This window comes from Bradyrhizobium sp. UFLA01-814, from assembly GCF_046718885.1.
Taxonomy (GTDB): domain Bacteria; phylum Pseudomonadota; class Alphaproteobacteria; order Rhizobiales; family Xanthobacteraceae; genus Bradyrhizobium; species Bradyrhizobium elkanii.
Genome location: NZ_JAQOSR010000006.1, coordinates 87,101 through 104,271, shown reverse-complemented (window position 1 = coordinate 104,271; position 17,171 = coordinate 87,101). Strand labels below are relative to the sequence as shown.

The window sequence follows — 17,171 nt, the reverse complement described above, 5'->3', positions numbered from 1 at the left end:
GACCCCCACCCTGCCCCCCCCTTTCAGGGGGAGGGAAAACACAACGGCGTCTCTACGCGAGCCCATTCTCATCAATACGACTTCGGAAGGCCGAGCACCTTCTCGCCGATGAAGCTGAGGATCAGCTGCGGACTGATCGGCGCGATGCGCGGAATCAGCGATTCCCGCAAGTAACGCTCGACGTGATACTCCTTGGCGTAGCCGAAACCGCCATGGGTCATCACCGCCTGCTCGCAGGCATGGAAGCCGGCTTCCGCCGCGAGATACTTTGCGGAGTTCGCCGCGGGGCCGCAGGGCAGGTTCTGGTCATACTGCCAGCCGGCGCGCAACACCATCAGCCAGGCAGCCTCCAGCTCCATCCAGCACTTCGCCAGCGGGTGCTGGATCGCCTGGTTCATGCCGATCGGCCGGTTGAACACGATGCGGCCCTTGGCATATTCCGACGCCCGCTTCAGCGCGATCTGGCCGAGACCGACCGCTTCGGCCGCGATCAGGATGCGTTCGGGATTCATGCCGTGCAGGATGTATTCGAAGCCGCGGCCCTCCTCGCCGATGCGGTCCTCGACCGGGATCTCGAAATTCTCGAAGAACAGCTCGTTGGAATCGACCGGCTTGCGGCCCATCTTCTCGATCTCGTGCACGGTGACGCGCTTGCGGTCGAAATCGGTGTAGAACAGGCTGAGGCCATGGGTCGGGCTGCGCACCTCCTCCAGCGGCGTGGTGCGCGCGAGCAGCAGGATCTTGTTGGCGACCTGCGCGGTCGAGATCCACACCTTCTGGCCGTTGACGATGTATTTGTCGCCCTGGCGCACCGCGCGGGTCTTGAGCTGCGTGGTGTTGAGGCCGGTATTGGGCTCGGTCACCGCGAAGCAGGACTTGTCGCGGCCGTCGATGATCGGCGGCAGCATGCGCTGGCACTGTTCCTTGGTGCCGAACACCACCACCGGATTGAGCCCGAACACGTTCATATGCACCGCGGACGCGCCGGACATGCCGGCGCCGGATTCGGAGATCGTGCGCATCATGATCGCGGCATCGGTGATGCCGAGCCCGGAGCCGCCATACTCCTCGGGAATGCAGATGCCGAGCCAGCCGGCATCGGCCAGCGCGCGGTGGAAGTCGGCCGGATAGCCGCCCTCCTTGTCCTTCTTCAGCCAGTAGGCCTCGTCAAAGCGCGAGCAGATCTTGGCGACGGCATCGCGGATCGATTCCTGGTTGGCGGAGAGTGCGAAATCCATCTGTCGTGCTCCTATGCCTGCACCGCTTTGGCCGCGCCGTCGCGCACCATCGCCGCGATCTCCTCGGTGGAGAAACCTGCCTCCTGCAAAATCTCCGCACTGTGCTCGCCGAGCCGCGGCGCCAGCCGGCTTGGCTCAACCCTGGTCTCCGACCAGCGCGCCGACGGAGTCATGCTGCGGATCCGGCCCTCGGTCGGGTGATCGACCACGGGGAAGACGCCGGTCGCGACCATATGCGGGTCCTCGAGCAGGCTCTCGAGATCGTGCATCGGCATCACGGGCACGTCGGCCTTTTCGAGGATTTCGTTCCACTCGGCTGTGGTCTTGGTCTGGAGAATACGCGCGAGCTCGGCGTAGACGACATCGATATTGGTGGCACGGCCGGCGAAGGTCGCGAATTTCGGATCGCTGCGCAGATCGTCGCGGCCGGTCGCCTTGAAGAAATTCTCCCACTGCTTGTCGTTGTAGACGATCACGCAGATATAGCCGTCGAGCGTCTTGTACGGCCGCCGGTCCGGCGACAGATGGCGCGCATAGCCGCCCTTGTCGAGCGGTGGGTCGTAGGTCAAGCCGCCCATGTGGTCACCCATGACGAAGCCGGCCATGGTCTCGAACATAGGAATGTCGACGCGCTGGCCCTGCCCGGTGCGGTCGCGATGCACGAGGCTCGCGCAGATCGCGCCGACCGCGGTGAGGCCGACGATGCGATCGACCAGCGCGTTCGGCACATAGCGCGGCACGCCGTCGGAGGTTTGCGCCATCAGCGCCGGCAGCGCGGTCGCGCCCTGGATCAGGTCGTCATAGGCAGGCTTGGCGGCATAAGGTCCCTCCTGGCCGAAGCCGAACACGCCGGCATAGATCAGCCGCGGGTTGACCTCGGAAACGACGTCATAGCCGAGCTGCAGCCGCGCCATCGCCTGCGGGCGCACATTGTAGACCAGCACGTCGGCCTTCGCGATCAGCCGCAGCACCGCCTCGCGCCCCGCCGGCTTCTTCAGATCGAGGCAAACCGAGCGCTTGCTGCGGTTGGTGTTGAGGAACACCGGTCCCATGCCGGGATGCCGCGTCGGACCGATCTGCCGCGTCACGTCGCCATCGGGCGATTCCACCTTGATGACGTCGGCGCCGTAATCGCCAAGCATCTGCGTGGCGTAGGGTCCCATCAGCACGGTCGTCATGTCGACGACCTTGATACCCTGCAGTGGTCCCATCGTCCTGTTCGCTCCCGGATGTCGTGGTTATGGAGCTAGTAACGGGAGCTTTTCAAAGAGATCAAGCTGCGCCGGGCGTATGGGCGTATGCATGGCGGCAGCCGGGCCGCTTCCGTGCGGCGGAACGCGGATGGGCTAAACGAAGCGTATTCACCGCCGCCCTTATGCCGGCGACTGCCCCGTCATCACCTCGCGCGCCTTCAGGAGCCTTTCCAGTTCCGCATTCTGCTGCTCGAGCCGCTCGGCGATGCGCTCCTCGACTTCGGCGCCGGCTGCGCCCGCGGCCTGCTCGATCAGCTGCCTGATATTGTCCCGGAGGATCGCGATACGATCGTTCACTTCCGACAGCGACAGAGACGTCTCGATTCCCATGGTCCGTTCTCCCGGTGACAAGCACGGGCAGCTTAGCGCGGCGGGAGGTCCCGGCCTATCCCTTAACCGCTCTAGTGACCCCAATCCCTACTGTGCATGGGGTTGTTTTCGATATTTTCGATTCAACCCAGCCTCGCCGCGATTTAGCCCATGCCTTTGGCCAGCATCTCCCGCAGCGCGGTCTTCAGCACCTTGCCATAATTGTTCTTCGGCAGTGCATCGAGATAGACATAACGCTTCGGCCGCTTGAAGCGGGCGATCGAGGCAAGGCAATGCGCGTCGAGCTTGCCGTCGTCAGCGGTAGCGCCGTCCGCCAGCACGACGCAGGCGACGACGATCTCGCCCCACTCCGGATCCGGCACGCCGATGGCCGAGACCTCGCGGACATCTGGATGGGTCAGCAGGGCTTCCTCGACCTCGCGCGGATAGATGTTGGTGCCGCCGGAGATGATCACGTCCTTGGAGCGGTCCGACAGCGTGAGGAAGCCGTCGGCATCGAGCCGGCCGACATCGCCGGTGCGCAGCCAGCCGTCCTTCAATGTCTCGGCATTGGCCTTCGGATTGTTCCAGTAGCCGAGCATCACGGTCGCGCCCTTGACCTCGATCTCGCCGGTCTCCCCGGCTTGCAGCGGGTTGCCGTCCTTGTCGGTGATGCGCACGGTGACGACGCTCTGCGCCAGCCCGACCGAAGCCAGCCGTTCGAGATAGCGCGGATGGTCGCTCGCGCGGTGCCAGTCGCGCGACAGCGCCGTGATGGTCATCGGCGACTCGCCCTGGCCGTAGATCTGCACGAAGCGCTGGCCCATCGTCGCGATCGCATCGGTGATGTCGGCCGTGTACATCGGACCGCCGCCATAGATGATGGTGCGCAGCCCCTGGCCGTTCTCGCCGCGCTTCTTCGCGGCATCGACCAGGCGGCGCACCATCGTGGGGGCCGCGAACATCACGACATTGTCGAGCTGGCGGCCGAGGTTGAGCACCTCGTCCGGATCGAAGCCGCCGGACTCCGGCACGACGTGGCGGCCGCCCATCCGGACGTGCGGGAAATTGTAGAGGCCGGCGCCATGCGAAATCGGCGCGGCATAGAGCGAGGCATCGTGCGGCGTCGCCGGATCGACGTCGGCGAGATAGCACAGCGACATCGCGACCAGATTGCCGTGGCTGAGCATCACGCCCTTCGGGCGACCGGTGGTGCCCGATGTGTAGAACAGCCAGGCGAGATCGTTGTTTTCGCGCGGCAGCGGCGCGGGTGGCCCCTCGCCGCTTCGCATCGCCTTGTAGGCGTCGCTGTCGACCGAAAGCGTGGTCATGCCGGCGGGGCAGTCGTCCTTCGCCTCGTTCAACGCGCCCATCGTGTCGTCGGAGACGAAGGCGAGCTTGGCGCCGCCATTGCCGCAGATCCACGCCGCCTCGCGGCCGTGCAGCTTGGCGTTGATCGGGATCGCGGCGGCGCCGATCCACCAGATGCCGTAGAGGCATTCGAGATATTGCGTGCAGTTCGACGCAAACAGCGCGACGCGGTCGTCGGCGGTAACGCCGTGATCGCGCGCCAGCGCCGTCCCGATCGAGGCGGCGCGGCGGGCAAAGGTGGCATAGTCGGCGTCGAGATCGAAGCCGGTCAGCAGCGCCGGCGCGTCCGGACGCGCCCGTGCCGTCGCCGCCAGCCATTCGGCAATGTTCAAGCTACTTCGCCGGCTCGAGGATCGAGACGTAGTTGGCGACCGCGGCGCCGCCCATGTTGAAGATGCCGCCGATCTGCGGGTTCTTGAGCTGCATGCCCTCGGGCGCTTGCCCCGTGAGCTGCATCGCGCTCATCACATGCATGGAGACGCCGGTGGCGCCGATCGGGTGGCCCTTGGCCTTGAGGCCGCCGGACGGATTGACCGGCAGCTTGCCGTCCTTCTGGGTCCAGCCTTCCATGATCGCGCGCGCGCCCTGTCCCTTCGGCGTCAGGCCCATCGCCTCATATTCGATCAGCTCGGCGACGGTGAAGCAGTCATGGGTCTCGACGAAGGACAGGTCGGAGAGCTGCAGGCCGGCCTTCTGCAGCGCGCGCTGCCAGGCGGTGGTGCAGCCTTCGAACTGCAGGATGTCGCGCTTGGACATCGGCAGGAAGTCCTGCGCATGCGCGGTGGCGCGGATGTTCACCGCCTTGCCCATGGTCCTGGCGGTCTCGGCATCGGTCAGCACCAGCGCGGCGGCGCCGTCCGAGACCAGCGAGCAGTCGGTGCGCTTCAAGGGACCGGCGACGAACGGGTTCTTGTCGCTCTCGGCGCGGCAGAACTCGAAGCCGAAATCCTTGCGCATCTGCGCATAGGGATTGGCGACGCCATTCTTGTGGTTCTTGGCGGCGATCATCGCCAGCGCATCCGACTGGTCGCCGTATTTCTGGAAATAGGCCTGCGCGATCTTGCCGAACACGCCGGCAAAGCCGCCGACCGTGTCGCCGTCCTCGGGCAGATACGACGCCTTGAGCAGGTTCTTGCCGATCTCCGGGCCCGGCGTCTTCGTCATCTGCTCGACGCCGACCACCAGCACGATCTTCGCGGCGCCGGCTTCGATGGCGCGGATGCCCTGATGCACGGCGGCCGATCCGGTGGCGCAGGCGTTCTCGACCCGGGTGGTCGGCTTGAAGCGCAGCGCCGGATTGGCCTGCAGCACCAGCGAGGCCGTAAAATCCTGGGGCGAGAAGCCGGCGTTGAAATGGCCGAGCATGATCTCGTCGACATCAGACGCGGCGATGCCGGCGTCAGCCAGCGCCTCGTTGGCGACCTTGACCACGAGACCCTCGACGGTCTCCACGTCGAACTTTCCGAATGGCGTGTGCGCCCAACCCACGATGCTGGCGGTCATGGCCGTATCTCCCTGTTCCTGTTCGGAGAGTTATGTAGCGTATCTCGAGAGCGTTTTCGAGCGAAGTGGACACCGGTTCGCGTGAAGAAAACGCGTCAAAACCAGAATCTAGAACCCCGTTTCTATCGGAACGGAGTTCTAGCCGGCTTTCAGCGTTTTCATCGCCGTCGCGCACATGGCGGTTATGCCGGCCCAATTGCCGGCGCGGATATCGGCCGCCGGGCACAGCCAGGAACCGCCGACCGCCAGCACATTGGGCTCGGCCAGCCAGGTCGCCGCATTGGCCTCACTGACCCCGCCGGTCGGGCACACCCTGACCTGCGGAAATGGGCCGGCCAGAGCCCGGAGTGCCTTGATACCGCCCGCCTGCTCGGCCGGGAAGAATTTGACGACGTCGAAGCCGTGGGCCAGCGCCTGCATCAGCTCGGAGGCGGTCGCGATCCCCGGCGCGAAGGGCAGCCGGCTGGCGGCTGCCGCCGTCAACAGCTCGGGCGTCGCACCCGGGCTGATGCCGAATTTGGCGCCCAGCGCCTCGGCGCGCGCCAGGTCGTCACCATTGAGGATCGTGCCGATCCCGACGATTGCCTCCGGCACACCGGCGATGATGGCCTTGGCCGCATCGACCGCGACCGCCGTCCGCAGCGTCACCTCGAGCGTCCGCACGCCGCCGGCGACCAGCGCCTTCGCGAGCGGCACCGCGTCCTCGAGCCGCTCGATGGTCAGCACCGGGATCACGGTGGCCTGGCGGATCAGCTCGGCGATCTGGTCCTGCTTCGATGTCGTTGTCATTGCGAGGCCTTGCGGGATGATGGGAGACGAAGCGCCTTTTTCGGCGGCATGGCGTAGCGCGGAATGATCGCGCCGGGATAGCACACCACGACACCGGCCAGCCGATGGCCGGCGCGCGCGGCCTCCTCCGGCTCGGCGCCGCCGAGCCGCGCGGCGAGATAGGCGGCGGCAAAGCTGTCGCCGGCCGCGGTGGTATCGACCACCGGCTTGGTGAGCTGTTCCGCCTTCACCTCGCGCGTTCCGCCGGCCGAGCGCACGATGCACGCCGGCTCGGCGAGCTTCAGCACGACCTCGGGGCTCGAGATGCCTGCCAGCAGCGCCGTGTTGGTCTCGCCGGGGTAAAGCGGCGCCAGATCCTCGGTCGAGGCAAGCACGATATCGGCCGTCTCGAACGCGCTGCTGAAGACCTTCCGCGCGACGCTCAGGTCCGGCCAGCCGCGGGCGCGGAAATTGGTGTCGAACGCAAACCGCGTCCCCAGCAGCCGCGCACGCTTCAGCGCCGCCAGCAATCGCTCCCGCCCATCCTCGCGCAGGATCGAGAGCGTGATCGCCGAGAGATAGACGACGTCATAGGTCGCGAGCGAGTTCAGGATGTCTTCCGTTTCGGGCAGATCCATCAGGTCGCGCGCCGCGGCGCTGTCACGCCAGTGGAAGAAGCGCCGCTCGCCCTTGTCGTCGGTCTGGATCAGATAGAGGCCGGGCAGCTTGCCCGCCGATCGCGCGACATGCTTGGTGCCGATGCCTTCGCTCGCCCAGCCCGCGATCATCTCATCGCTCAGCGCATCATCGCCGAGCGCCGTGAAGTAATCGACGTGGACGCCGAGCCGAGACAGATAGACCGCGGTGTTGAGCGTGTCGCCGCCAAAGGAGCGCGAATACAACCCGCCGAGCTGGCCGCCAGGGGCCTGGCGCAGCTCGATCATGCATTCGCCGATGCTGGCAACTCTGGTCATCTCAAGCGCCGCGCTAAAGCGCGATGAAGCCTGGTTGCATCATCATCGCGCCTTAGCCCCTTGTCTGAGCATGATCTTCTCGGAAAACCACTTCGCACTTCTCCGGATCATGCTTTAGCTCGGACGCCGCTCAGGCGGCGAACTTGCCGCCGAGTTCGTCCTCGATATGGATCCGGATGATGTCGTCGAACGTCTTCTCGGCCGTGGTGAAGCCGAGCTTCAGCGCGCGGTCGGTGGCGAAATCGCGCGGCCAGCCCGAAACGATGCTGATGATGGTCGGATCGGGCACCCGCTTGATCCGCGCGGTGACGTTCTTGCCGGCGACGCGCTCCAGCGACGCGATCTGCTCGCCGACGGTGACGGACATCCCGGGCATGCTGAGATTGCGCCGCGGCCCCATCGCATTGAGATCCATCGTGCCGGCGTGGATCAGAAAGCCGACCGCCGATTTCGGCGAGGCGTGCCAGTGCCGGACATCCTCGGAGACCGGCAGCACCGCCTCCTCGCCCGCCAGCGGCTCGCGGATGATGTTCGAGAAGAAGCCGGACGCCGCCTTGTTCGGCTTGCCCGGACGCACGCAAATTGTCGGCAGGCGGATCGAGATCCCGTCGAGCAGACCCTTGCGGGTGTAATCGTTGATCAGGAGCTCGCAAATCGACTTCTGGGTACCGTAGCTCGTCAGCGGCGTATGGAAGAATTCGTCGCCGATCTTCTCGGGGAACGGCGCGCCGAACACCGCGATCGAGGACGTGAACACCAGCCGCGGCTTGTAGCCGCCGCCGACGGCACGGATGGCGTCGATCAGATAGCGGGTGCCGTCAAGGTTGATCCGATAACCCTTGTCGAACTCGGCCTCGGCCTCGCCCGAGACGATCGCGGCGAGATGGAAGATCACCTCGGGACGCTCGGCGATCAAGGGCGCCGCGGCGCCGGCATCGGCGAAATCGGATGCGACCACATTGACCGGGATCGAGGCATTCGCGGGCTTGGCCGGCGCGACCACGTCCTGCAGCGTCATCCGGGTGATCTCCTGCTTGCCGAGGCGGCCCTCGCGCAAGAGACGCTCGGTCAGCTTGCGGCCGACCATGCCTGCGGCGCCCAGAATCAGAATGTGCACGACCCTGCTCCTTTTCTTGTCTTGTTCGAATTCAGCTGCGGGCCTTGCGCGCTCATTCCTTCACGGCACCCGTCATCGCCGAGACATAATGCTCAACGAAGAACGCGTAAAGAACAACCAGCGGCAGCGAGCCGCATAGCGCCCCTGCCATCAGGGACCCCCAGCGATAGATGTCACCGTCAACGAATTCGTTGACGATGGCGACCGGCACGGTCTTGTTGGGGGTCGATTGCAGGAACGTCAGCGCATAGATGAACTCGTTCCAGCACAGCGTGAAGCAGAAGATGAAGGCCGAGATCAGTCCGGGGACGGCGAGCGGCAGCACGATCTTGATCAGGATCTGCCAGCGGCTGGCTCCGTCGATCAGCGCGCATTCCTCGAGCTCGAACGGAATGGTCTTGAAATATCCCATCAACAGCCAGGTCGAGAACGGGATCAGGATGGTCGGATAGGTCAGGATCAGCGCCAGGGGCGAGTCGAACAGGCCGTACTGAAACACGACGGTCGCGAGCGGAATGAACAGGATCGACGGCGGCACCAGATAGGCCAGGAAGATCAGGCCGCCGACGACGTTGGCGCCCTTGTAGCGCAGCCGCACGATCGCATAGGCCGCGAGCACGCTCGCGATGATCGACAGCACGGTGGCGCCCACCGCCACATACATCGTGTTCCAGAGCCAGTGCGGGTAGTAGCTCTCGAACAGCAGCTTGTGGATGTGCTTGAAGGTCGGATTCCAGGTCCAGAACGGATTGTACTTGTCGAGATCGAGCAGCTGCTCATCCGGCTTGATCGCCGTCAGCCCCATCCAATAGAACGGGAACAGCAGGATGATCACGATGATCGACAGCGGGATGTAGAGCGTCACGATCCGCCGCGGCACCGACTGCAGGTAGCTCATGCCCTCGCTGTTGTCGACGCGCGACGGCGTCGACAGGATGCTCTTGAGGTCGACCTTGGAGGCGGGAAGATCAGTCATTGCTCTCTCCCTGCTGCCACTTCCTGCGTTGCAGGCCGAACCATGACACCATGATCGCAGCAAGCAGGAACGGGATCATCGCGCTCGAGATCGCGGCGCCCTCGCCCAGCTGCCCCGCGATGATCGCGCGCTGATACGACAGCGTCGCCATCAAATGAGTGGCGTTGACCGGGCCGCCGCGGGTCATCGCCCAGATCAGCTGGAAGTCGGTGAAGGTGAACAGCACCGAGAACGTCATCACGACGGCGATGATCGGCGTCAGCAAAGGATAGGTGATGTAGCGGAACATCTGCCAGCGCGAGGCGCCATCCAACGTCGCCGCCTCATACAGCGACGGCTGCACGGTCTGCAGGCCCGCCAGCAGCGTGATCGCGACGAACGGCACGCCGCGCCAGATATTGGCGAAGATCACGCAGATCCGGGCCCAGGTGGTGTCGCCGAGGAAATTGATGTTCTGGGTGATCAGGCCGAGGTGCTTCAGCGACCAGGAAATGATCGAGAACTGGGAATCGAAGATCCACCAGAACGCCAGCGCCGACAGCACGGTCGGCACGATGAAGGGGATCAGCACCGCGGCGCGCAACAGCGCCTTGAACGGCATGCGCTCGTTGAGCAGCAGCGCCAGATAGAGCCCAACCGCGAACTTCACGGCGCTGGCGATGAAGGTGTAGAGCAGCGTGTTGAAGACCGACAGCCAGAAGATCGCGTCGTCCCACAGCCACTCATAGTTCTCGGTGCCGATGAAATGACCGACGCGGCCGATGCGGGTGTCGGTGAAGGACAGCCAGATGCCGAGCCCCAGCGGATAGGCCAGGAAGAAGATCAGGAACGCCATCGCCGGCAACATGAACCAGAAGCCGAGCCAGTTCTTGTTGTGGCGGAGCTGATCCCACGCGGTCGCTTCGCGGATTTCGGTCTTCGCACGTCGCGGCGCAAGGGCGATGTCAGCCATAGGCGATGTCCCGATTGCTCAACGGATTGAGCATGACTACGCAATATTCCAATGATGGCATTCCAATGATGATGCGGGCGGCGGCGCTCCGCCGCCCGCGTCCATCACATCAGCGATAGATGCGCTTCAGCTGCCGTTCGGCTTCCGCCATCGCGGCCTTGCCGTCCTTGGCACCGGTGCAGTAGTTCGCGAACATGTCGACCACGATGAAGTCGGCGATCGCGGTCGCGGCCTTCTCGCCGGGCGTGCCGATGCCGGAGGCCGGCAGCGCGCGCTTCGAGGCCTGGCCGAACACCGCATTCTTCGGGTCGGCGGTCCACACCGGAGCCGAGTCGTAGGCATTGAGCGTGTGGGTGAGATAACCCCGCGCGCCCGACAGCCACTTCTCGAAATTCTCCTTCTCCAGCATGAAGGCGATGAAGGCCTTCGCCGCGTTCGGATATTTGCAGAAGTTGAAGGCGAGGATCGGAACCGCGAGCTGCAATTCGGTCGGCTTGCCGATCGAGCCGACCGGCCACAATGCGTGGTCGATGTCGTCGGCGAGCTCCTTCTTGCTCGGATCGTCCTTGGCCGCGACGTAGATCGAGATGCCGTTCGAGGTCAGGAACAGCTCGCCGGACAGGAAGGCCTTGTTGTTGGAGGAGTCGTTCCAGGACGCGACACCCGGAATGAAGGTCTCCGACAGCGCCTTGGCATACTCCAGCGCCTTCATCGTCTCCGGCGAGTTGATGATGACCTTGTCGTCCTTGTCGACGGTCCAGGCGTTGTGGCCCCAGAGGATGTTGTGCACCCAGGCATTGGCGTCGCCGGTGGCGTGGCCGAGCGCGAAGCCGGCCGGCGTGTTGTTCTTCTTCAGCGCCTTGCACAGTTCGAGATAGGCCGGGAAATCGGACGGCACCTGCTTGAAGCCGGCCTTCTCGACCGCCGACTTGCGATAGGTCAAATAGCCGCCGATGGTCGCGACGGGAATGCCGAGCCAGTCATTGCCCTGCTTGCACGTCTTGGCCGCGGCTTCGGTCCAGCCGCCATACTTGTTGCCGAGGTAGTCGGCAACGTCGTTCATCTTGAGAACCTTGGTCGGGAACAGCTGCGGCAGCGTGTGCAGGCCCCAGGCGAGGTCGAGACCCGAGCCGGTGTTGGCGGCGACCGAGGCCTTCGGCTGCACGTCCTCGAAGGACTCGCTGAACACGTTCATCTCGGTGCCGGTTGCCGACTTGAAGGCCGCGACCATGGCGTTGAATGCATCGTCTTCCGCGGGCACGAAGCGCTTCCAGCGCATCACGGTGAGCTTGGCGCCCGGCTCCGCCTTCCAGGGCGCGCTCTGCGCCCAGGCCTTGGCGAAGTCGAACAGCGCCGGCCCGGTGAGCATGCCGGTTGCAGCCAGCGCCGTGCCGCCCTGAAGTAGCGAGCGGCGAGTAAAATCGTGCATCGTCCTTCTCCCTATGATTGTGTTTTTGTTGTTTTTGATCTGGCCTGTTGGTCGGCCATTAAGATCGATCGGTCCGTCAGCTGTTCAGTCGTTTCCCCGTCGAATCGTCGAACAGATGGACCAGCGACGGATCCGGCTTGAGCCGAACCTTGTCGCCCGGGTTGAACAGATGGCGCTCGCGGAACACGGCGACGACCTGCTCGCCGCCGAGCTTGGCGAACACCTGGGTCTCCGAGCCGGTCGGCTCGACCACCACGATCTCGGCCTCGGCGCCGTCATCGGCGATGGTGAAATGCTCGGGCCGCACGCCGTAGACCGCGGGTTGGCCGTCGGAATTGGCCGGTGCCGATTTCAGCGGCAGCTTGACGCCATTCGGTCCCTCGAAATAGGCGGCGCCGTTCACCTTCACATTGCCCTTGAGGAAATTCATCGCCGGCGAACCGATGAAACCGGCCACGAACTGGTTCGCCGGCGTGTCATAGAGCTCGAGCGGCGAGCCCATCTGCTCGACGATGCCGTCATGCATCACGACGATCTTGTCGGCCATGGTCATCGCCTCGATCTGGTCGTGGGTGACGTAGACGGTCGTGGTCTTCAGCCGCTGGTGCAGCTCCTTGATCTCGGTGCGCATCGCAACACGCAGCTTGGCGTCGAGGTTCGACAGCGGCTCATCGAACAGGAACACCTGGGGATCGCGCACGATGGCGCGGCCCATGGCGACGCGCTGGCGCTGGCCGCCCGAGAGCTGGCGGGGATAGCGCTCGAGCAGCGGCGTCAGCGCGAGGATTTCCGCGGCGCGCTTGACGCCGGTCGAGATCTCCTCGGGCTTGGCGCCGCGCAGCTTGAGCGAGAAGCCCATGTTGTCGGCGACGGTCATGTGCGGGTAGAGCGCGTAGTTCTGGAACACCATCGCAATGTCGCGCTCTTTGGGCTGGACATTGTTGACGACGCGGTCGCCGATCGAGATCGTGCCGGAGGTGATGTTCTCGAGCCCCGCCAGCATGCGCAGCAGGGTCGACTTGCCGCAGCCGGAAGGGCCGACCAGAACGACGAACTCGCCGTCCTCGATCGGGATCGACACGCCGTGCAGGACCTCGAAATTGCCGAACGATTTCCGCACGTCGCGAATCTGGACCGACGACATCCACTTCCCTCCCTCAAGTTCCCGACGACGTACGACGAGTGCCGCCACCGCTCTGTTTTGTTCCGGCCGCGCTGGGTGCGCGGCGCTGTTGGACTGGCGTTATTGTCCGCAGTTTATCCGGTTTTGGCAATCGTTCGATTAGCAACCGCTTGGTAGCGCTGTCAATATCAGTTTGTCTGCGACGAACGTCGTGATATGAGCGGCAAATGGCCCGAAAGCGCATCACGCCAGGCAAGATCCGGCTCGCCGAAGTCGCGAAGCTCGCCGGTGTCAGTCCGATCACGGCCTCACGGTTCTTCAGGAATCCGGAAGCACTTTCGGCCGGCAAGCGCGCGCGGGTCGAAAGTGCGGCAAAAGAACTCGGTTACGTGCCCAATCTCGCGGCACGCGCGCTTGCGTCGCAGCGCACCGAGGTGATCGGTGTCCTGATCCCGTCGCTGACCAACAACGTGTTCTCCGACGTGCTGCGCGGCATCTATGACGCGCTCGACGGCAGCCGCTACAGCATTCAGCTCGCCAACACCCGCTACAGCATCCTGCAGGAAGAGCGCCTGCTGCGTCTGTTTTTGGCACAGAAGCCCGCCGGGCTGATCATTACCGGCATCAACCAGACCGCCGATTCCCGCCGCATCATGGAGACGGTCGATTGTCCGATCGTCCAGATCATGGAGGTCGGTCCCTCCCCGATCGACATGATGATCGGATTCTCGCATTTTGACGCCGCAAAAGCGGCCATCGCCCACCTGCTCGCGCGGGGCTACCGGCGGATCGGCTTCCTCGGCGCACGGATGGATCCGCGGGTGCAGCGCCGGCTCGACGGCTATCGCTCCGCGATGACCGACGCTGGGCTGTTCGATCCACAGCTGATTGTGACAACGGCGATCCCGACCTCGGTCACGCTCGGCGGGACGCTGTTTGCCGACCTGCTCGCCAAGGCGCCCGACATCGACGCCGTGTTCTGCGTCAATGACGACCTTGCGCTTGGCGCACTGTTCGAATGCAAGCGACGGCACATGGCGGTGCCGCAGCAGATGGCGATCGTCGGCTTCAACGACCTCGAATTCATGGCGTCGAGCGAGCCGACCTTGAGCAGCGTGCGCACCAATCGCTACGAAATGGGCAGAAACGCTGCCGTGATGGTGATCGAGACGCTCGAAGGGCGCCGGCCCGCCGAACCCGTCGTCGATCTCGGCTTCAGTGTCATGGAACGGCAAAGCTCGGCGCGACGCAATTGACTTCGCCCGCTACCTGTCCGTCATAAGGGACACGAAAAATGATAAAATGATAGCGCAACCAAGACCCTTCAACTAAGGTCCAATCCATCACACGAAACACCTGTGCGTGATCGGTCGGGTTTGTACTGCACGGCGATTTGCGCAAGGTAGCAACGACGTTGAACCAGAGCCCTTGAATGGGCCCACCAGAGTTTGCATTGCGGGAGAAACCAATGACAAAACCCCCCACCAACGGGCACGACGCCGCAGGCGCGACCAGCAAGGGCAAGGGCCGCAGGCTCCGCTCCCAGGAATGGTTCGACAACCCGCACAATCCGGGCATGACCGCGCTCTATCTCGAGCGCTATCTCAATTACGGCCTGACGCGCGAGGAATTGCAGTCGGGCAAGCCGATCATCGGCATCGCGCAGACCGGCAACGACCTGTCGCCCTGCAACCGGCATCACCTCGAGCTCGCACACCGCGTCCGCGAGGGCATCCGCGCCGCCGGCGGCATCGCCATGGAGTTTCCCACCCATCCGATCCAGGAGACCGGCAAGCGCCCGACCGCGGCGCTCGACCGCAACCTCGCCTATCTCGGCCTGGTCGAGGTGCTGTTCGGCTATCCGCTCGACGGCGTGGTGCTGACCACCGGCTGCGACAAGACCACGCCGGCCTGCATGATGGCGGCGGCGACCGTCAACCTGCCGGCGATCGTGCTGTCGGGCGGCCCGATGTTGAACGGCTGGCACGAGGGCCATCGCACCGGCTCCGGCACCGTGGTGTGGAAGGCGCGGGAGCGGCTCGCCGCGGGCGAGATCGACTATGAGCAATTCATCGAGATCGTGGCCTCCTCGGCCCCCTCGGTCGGCCATTGCAACACGATGGGCACCGCCTCCACCATGAACTCGCTCGCGGAAGCGCTCGGCTTCTCGCTGCCGGGCTGCGCGGCGATCCCGGCGCCGTATCGCGAGCGCGGCCAGATCGCCTACGAGACCGGCAAGCGCATCGTCGACATGGTCTGGGAGGATTTGAAGCCGTCGGACTTCCTGACGCGCGAGGCGTTCGAGAACTGCATCGTGGTCAACTCCGCGATCGGCGGCTCGACCAATGCACCGATCCACATCAATGCGCTGGCGCGCCATGTCGGCGTCGAGCTGTCGATCGACGACTGGCAGAAATACGGCCATGACGTCCCGCTGCTGGTGAACATGCAGCCGGCCGGCTTCTATCTCGGCGAGGAATATCACCGCGCCGGCGGCGTGCCCTCGGTGGTGCGCGAGCTGATCAAGCACAAGCGCATCCACGAAGGCGCCCTTACCGTCAACGGCCGCACCATGGGCGAGAATTGCAAGGAAGCACCTGCGCCCGACGGCGACGTGATCTGGGGCTACGACAAGCCGCTGGTGAAGGACGCCGGCTTCATCGTGCTGCGCGGCAATCTGTTCGACTCCGCCATCATGAAGACCAGCGTGATCTCGAAGGAATTCCGCGACCGGTACCTGTCCAATCCGAAGGACCTCAATGCCTTCGAGGGCCGCGCCATCGTGTTCGAGGGGCCGGAGGATTATCACAACCGCATCGAGGATCCCGCGCTCGAGATCGACGAGCACTGCGTCCTGTTCGTCCGCGGCACCGGTCCGATCGGCTATCCCGGCGGCGCCGAGGTCGTGAACATGCAGCCGCCGGCAGCGCTGATCAAACGCGGCATCCTGTCCCTGCCCTGCATCGGCGACGGAAGGCAGTCCGGCACCTCGGGCTCGCCCTCGATCCTCAACGCTTCGCCCGAGGCTGCCGCCGATGGCGGGCTCGCGATCCTGAGGACCGGCGACAAGGTGCGCATCGACCTCAACAAGGGCAGCGCCAACATCATGATCTCGGAGGATGAGCTGCGCACCCGCCGCGCCGAGCTGAAGGCCAAGGGCGGCTTCCCGCATCCGGCCAACCAGACGCCGTGGCAGGAGCTCTACCGGCAGACCGTCGGCCAGCACGCGACCGGCGCCTGCCTCGAGCTCGCGACGCGCTACCACGACATCGCCGGCAAGGTCGGCGTGGCGCGCGACAATCACTAGGACGCAAACCGTCATTGCCGGGCTCGACCCGGCAATCCATCGTTCTTCGGAAGATGGATGCGCGGGTCAAGCCCGCGCATGACACTGCAAATCGCCAAAGAAGGAAGAAACGCATGTCAGACCGCCTGAAGGGCAAACGCGCATTCGTAACCGCAGCGGCCGTCGGCATCGGCCGCGCCTGCGCGCTGGCCTTTGCCCGCGAGGGCGCGGCCGTGTTCGCGTCCGATATCGACGAAGGCAAGCTTGCACTGCTCAAGCAGGAAGGCGTCGCCGAGGTTGCGAAGCTCGACGTGCGCGACACCGCAGCGGTCGAGGCAATGGCAAAACGCGCCGGGAAGACCGACATCCTGCTCAATGCCGCGGGCTTCGTGCATCACGGCACGGCGCTGGAGTGCTCGGACGACGACTGGGACTTCTCCTTCGACCTCAACGTCAAGTCGATGCACCGCACCACGCGCGCCTTCCTGCCCGGCATGCTGGCGCAGGGCGGCGGCTCCATCGTCAACATCGCCTCCGCCGCCGGCGCGGTGAAGGCGGCGCCGAACCGCTACGTCTATAGCGCCACCAAGGCCGCAGTTGCGGCACTGACGCGCTCGGTCGCGGCCGACTTCATCACCAAGGGCATCCGCTGCAACTGCATCTGCCCCGGCACCATCGAGACGCCTTCGATGCTTGAGCGTGCAGCGGCTGCCGGCCCGCAGGGACGCGAGATGTTCGTTGCGCGCCAGCCGATGGGCCGGCTCGGCACCGCCGAGGAAATCGCCGCGCTCGCCGTCTATCTTGCCAGCGACGAAAGCTCGTTCACGACAGGCGTCGCGCATGTCATCGACGGCGGCTGGACGCTTTAGCTC

The 17,171-nt window shown here is 64.8% G+C and carries 15 protein-coding genes; 3 read left to right on the top strand and 12 right to left on the bottom strand.

All coding sequences use genetic code 11. The features are described 5' to 3' along the window. Window positions 1–71: 71 nt before the first annotated feature. The 12 genes from PMN64_RS03515 to PMN64_RS03460 form a co-directional block, all read right to left on the bottom strand. Window positions 72–1,238 (bottom strand): acyl-CoA dehydrogenase family protein, encoded by a 1,167-nt coding sequence (locus tag PMN64_RS03515; protein ID WP_028344637.1) that lies wholly within the window; start codon window positions 1,236–1,238, stop codon window positions 72–74. 11 nt (window positions 1,239–1,249) lie between these two features. Beyond that, a complete protein-coding gene (locus tag PMN64_RS03510; protein WP_028344636.1) occupies window positions 1,250–2,449 on the bottom strand; it encodes a CaiB/BaiF CoA transferase family protein in 1,200 nt (399 codons plus the stop codon). A gap of 162 nt (window positions 2,450–2,611) precedes the next feature. Beyond that, on the bottom strand, window positions 2,612–2,821 hold the full coding sequence (locus PMN64_RS03505) for a hypothetical protein (protein WP_016847187.1): 210 nt from the start codon (window positions 2,819–2,821) through the stop codon (window positions 2,612–2,614). Between the two features lie 143 nt (window positions 2,822–2,964). Next, window positions 2,965–4,503 (bottom strand): class I adenylate-forming enzyme family protein, encoded by a 1,539-nt coding sequence (locus tag PMN64_RS03500; RefSeq protein ID WP_411779717.1) that lies wholly within the window; start codon window positions 4,501–4,503, stop codon window positions 2,965–2,967. 1 nt (window position 4,504) lies between these two features. Beyond that, complete coding sequence (locus PMN64_RS03495) at window positions 4,505–5,674, bottom strand: acetyl-CoA acetyltransferase (RefSeq protein ID WP_411779716.1); 1,170 nt, start codon at window positions 5,672–5,674, stop codon at window positions 4,505–4,507. 138 nt (window positions 5,675–5,812) lie between these two features. Continuing rightward, the gene (gene eda / locus PMN64_RS03490) at window positions 5,813–6,463 is read right to left on the bottom strand and encodes a bifunctional 4-hydroxy-2-oxoglutarate aldolase/2-dehydro-3-deoxy-phosphogluconate aldolase (protein WP_411779715.1); all 651 of its coding nucleotides are present in this window, start codon (window positions 6,461–6,463) and stop codon (window positions 5,813–5,815) included. After that, window positions 6,460–7,416, bottom strand: coding sequence for a sugar kinase (locus PMN64_RS03485; RefSeq protein ID WP_411779714.1), 957 nt, complete (start codon window positions 7,414–7,416; stop codon window positions 6,460–6,462). Before PMN64_RS03485 ends, eda begins: the two co-directional genes overlap by 4 nt. 130 nt (window positions 7,417–7,546) lie before the next feature. Then, on the bottom strand, window positions 7,547–8,533 hold the full coding sequence (denD, locus tag PMN64_RS03480; protein WP_411779713.1) for a D-erythronate dehydrogenase: 987 nt from the start codon (window positions 8,531–8,533) through the stop codon (window positions 7,547–7,549). Between the two features lie 52 nt (window positions 8,534–8,585). Continuing rightward, entirely contained in the window at window positions 8,586–9,509 is a 924-nt protein-coding gene (locus tag PMN64_RS03475) for a carbohydrate ABC transporter permease (RefSeq protein ID WP_411779712.1), read from the bottom strand. Further along, on the bottom strand, window positions 9,502–10,461 hold the full coding sequence (locus tag PMN64_RS03470) for a carbohydrate ABC transporter permease (protein WP_018271134.1): 960 nt from the start codon (window positions 10,459–10,461) through the stop codon (window positions 9,502–9,504). The genes PMN64_RS03475 and PMN64_RS03470 overlap by 8 nt, the downstream gene beginning before the upstream one ends. Window positions 10,462–10,570: 109 nt before the next feature. Continuing rightward, window positions 10,571–11,890 (bottom strand): ABC transporter substrate-binding protein, encoded by a 1,320-nt coding sequence (locus tag PMN64_RS03465; protein ID WP_028344629.1) that lies wholly within the window; start codon window positions 11,888–11,890, stop codon window positions 10,571–10,573. Window positions 11,891–11,966: 76 nt separating this feature from the next. Then, window positions 11,967–13,034: an ABC transporter ATP-binding protein gene (locus PMN64_RS03460; protein WP_028334988.1), complete on the bottom strand. Its 1,068-nt coding sequence runs from the start codon at window positions 13,032–13,034 to the stop codon at window positions 11,967–11,969. Between the two features lie 206 nt (window positions 13,035–13,240). Here PMN64_RS03460 and PMN64_RS03455 point away from each other — a divergent pair, with 206 nt between their 5' ends. From PMN64_RS03455 to PMN64_RS03445, 3 genes are all read left to right on the top strand, one after another. Then, entirely contained in the window at window positions 13,241–14,269 is a 1,029-nt protein-coding gene (locus tag PMN64_RS03455) for a LacI family DNA-binding transcriptional regulator (RefSeq protein ID WP_411779711.1), read from the top strand. A gap of 212 nt (window positions 14,270–14,481) precedes the next feature. Beyond that, window positions 14,482–16,320 (top strand): IlvD/Edd family dehydratase, encoded by a 1,839-nt coding sequence (locus tag PMN64_RS03450; RefSeq protein WP_411779710.1) that lies wholly within the window; start codon window positions 14,482–14,484, stop codon window positions 16,318–16,320. A gap of 113 nt (window positions 16,321–16,433) precedes the next feature. Then, the gene (locus PMN64_RS03445) at window positions 16,434–17,168 is read left to right on the top strand and encodes an SDR family oxidoreductase (protein ID WP_304499762.1); all 735 of its coding nucleotides are present in this window, start codon (window positions 16,434–16,436) and stop codon (window positions 17,166–17,168) included. Window positions 17,169–17,171 lie beyond the last annotated feature (3 nt).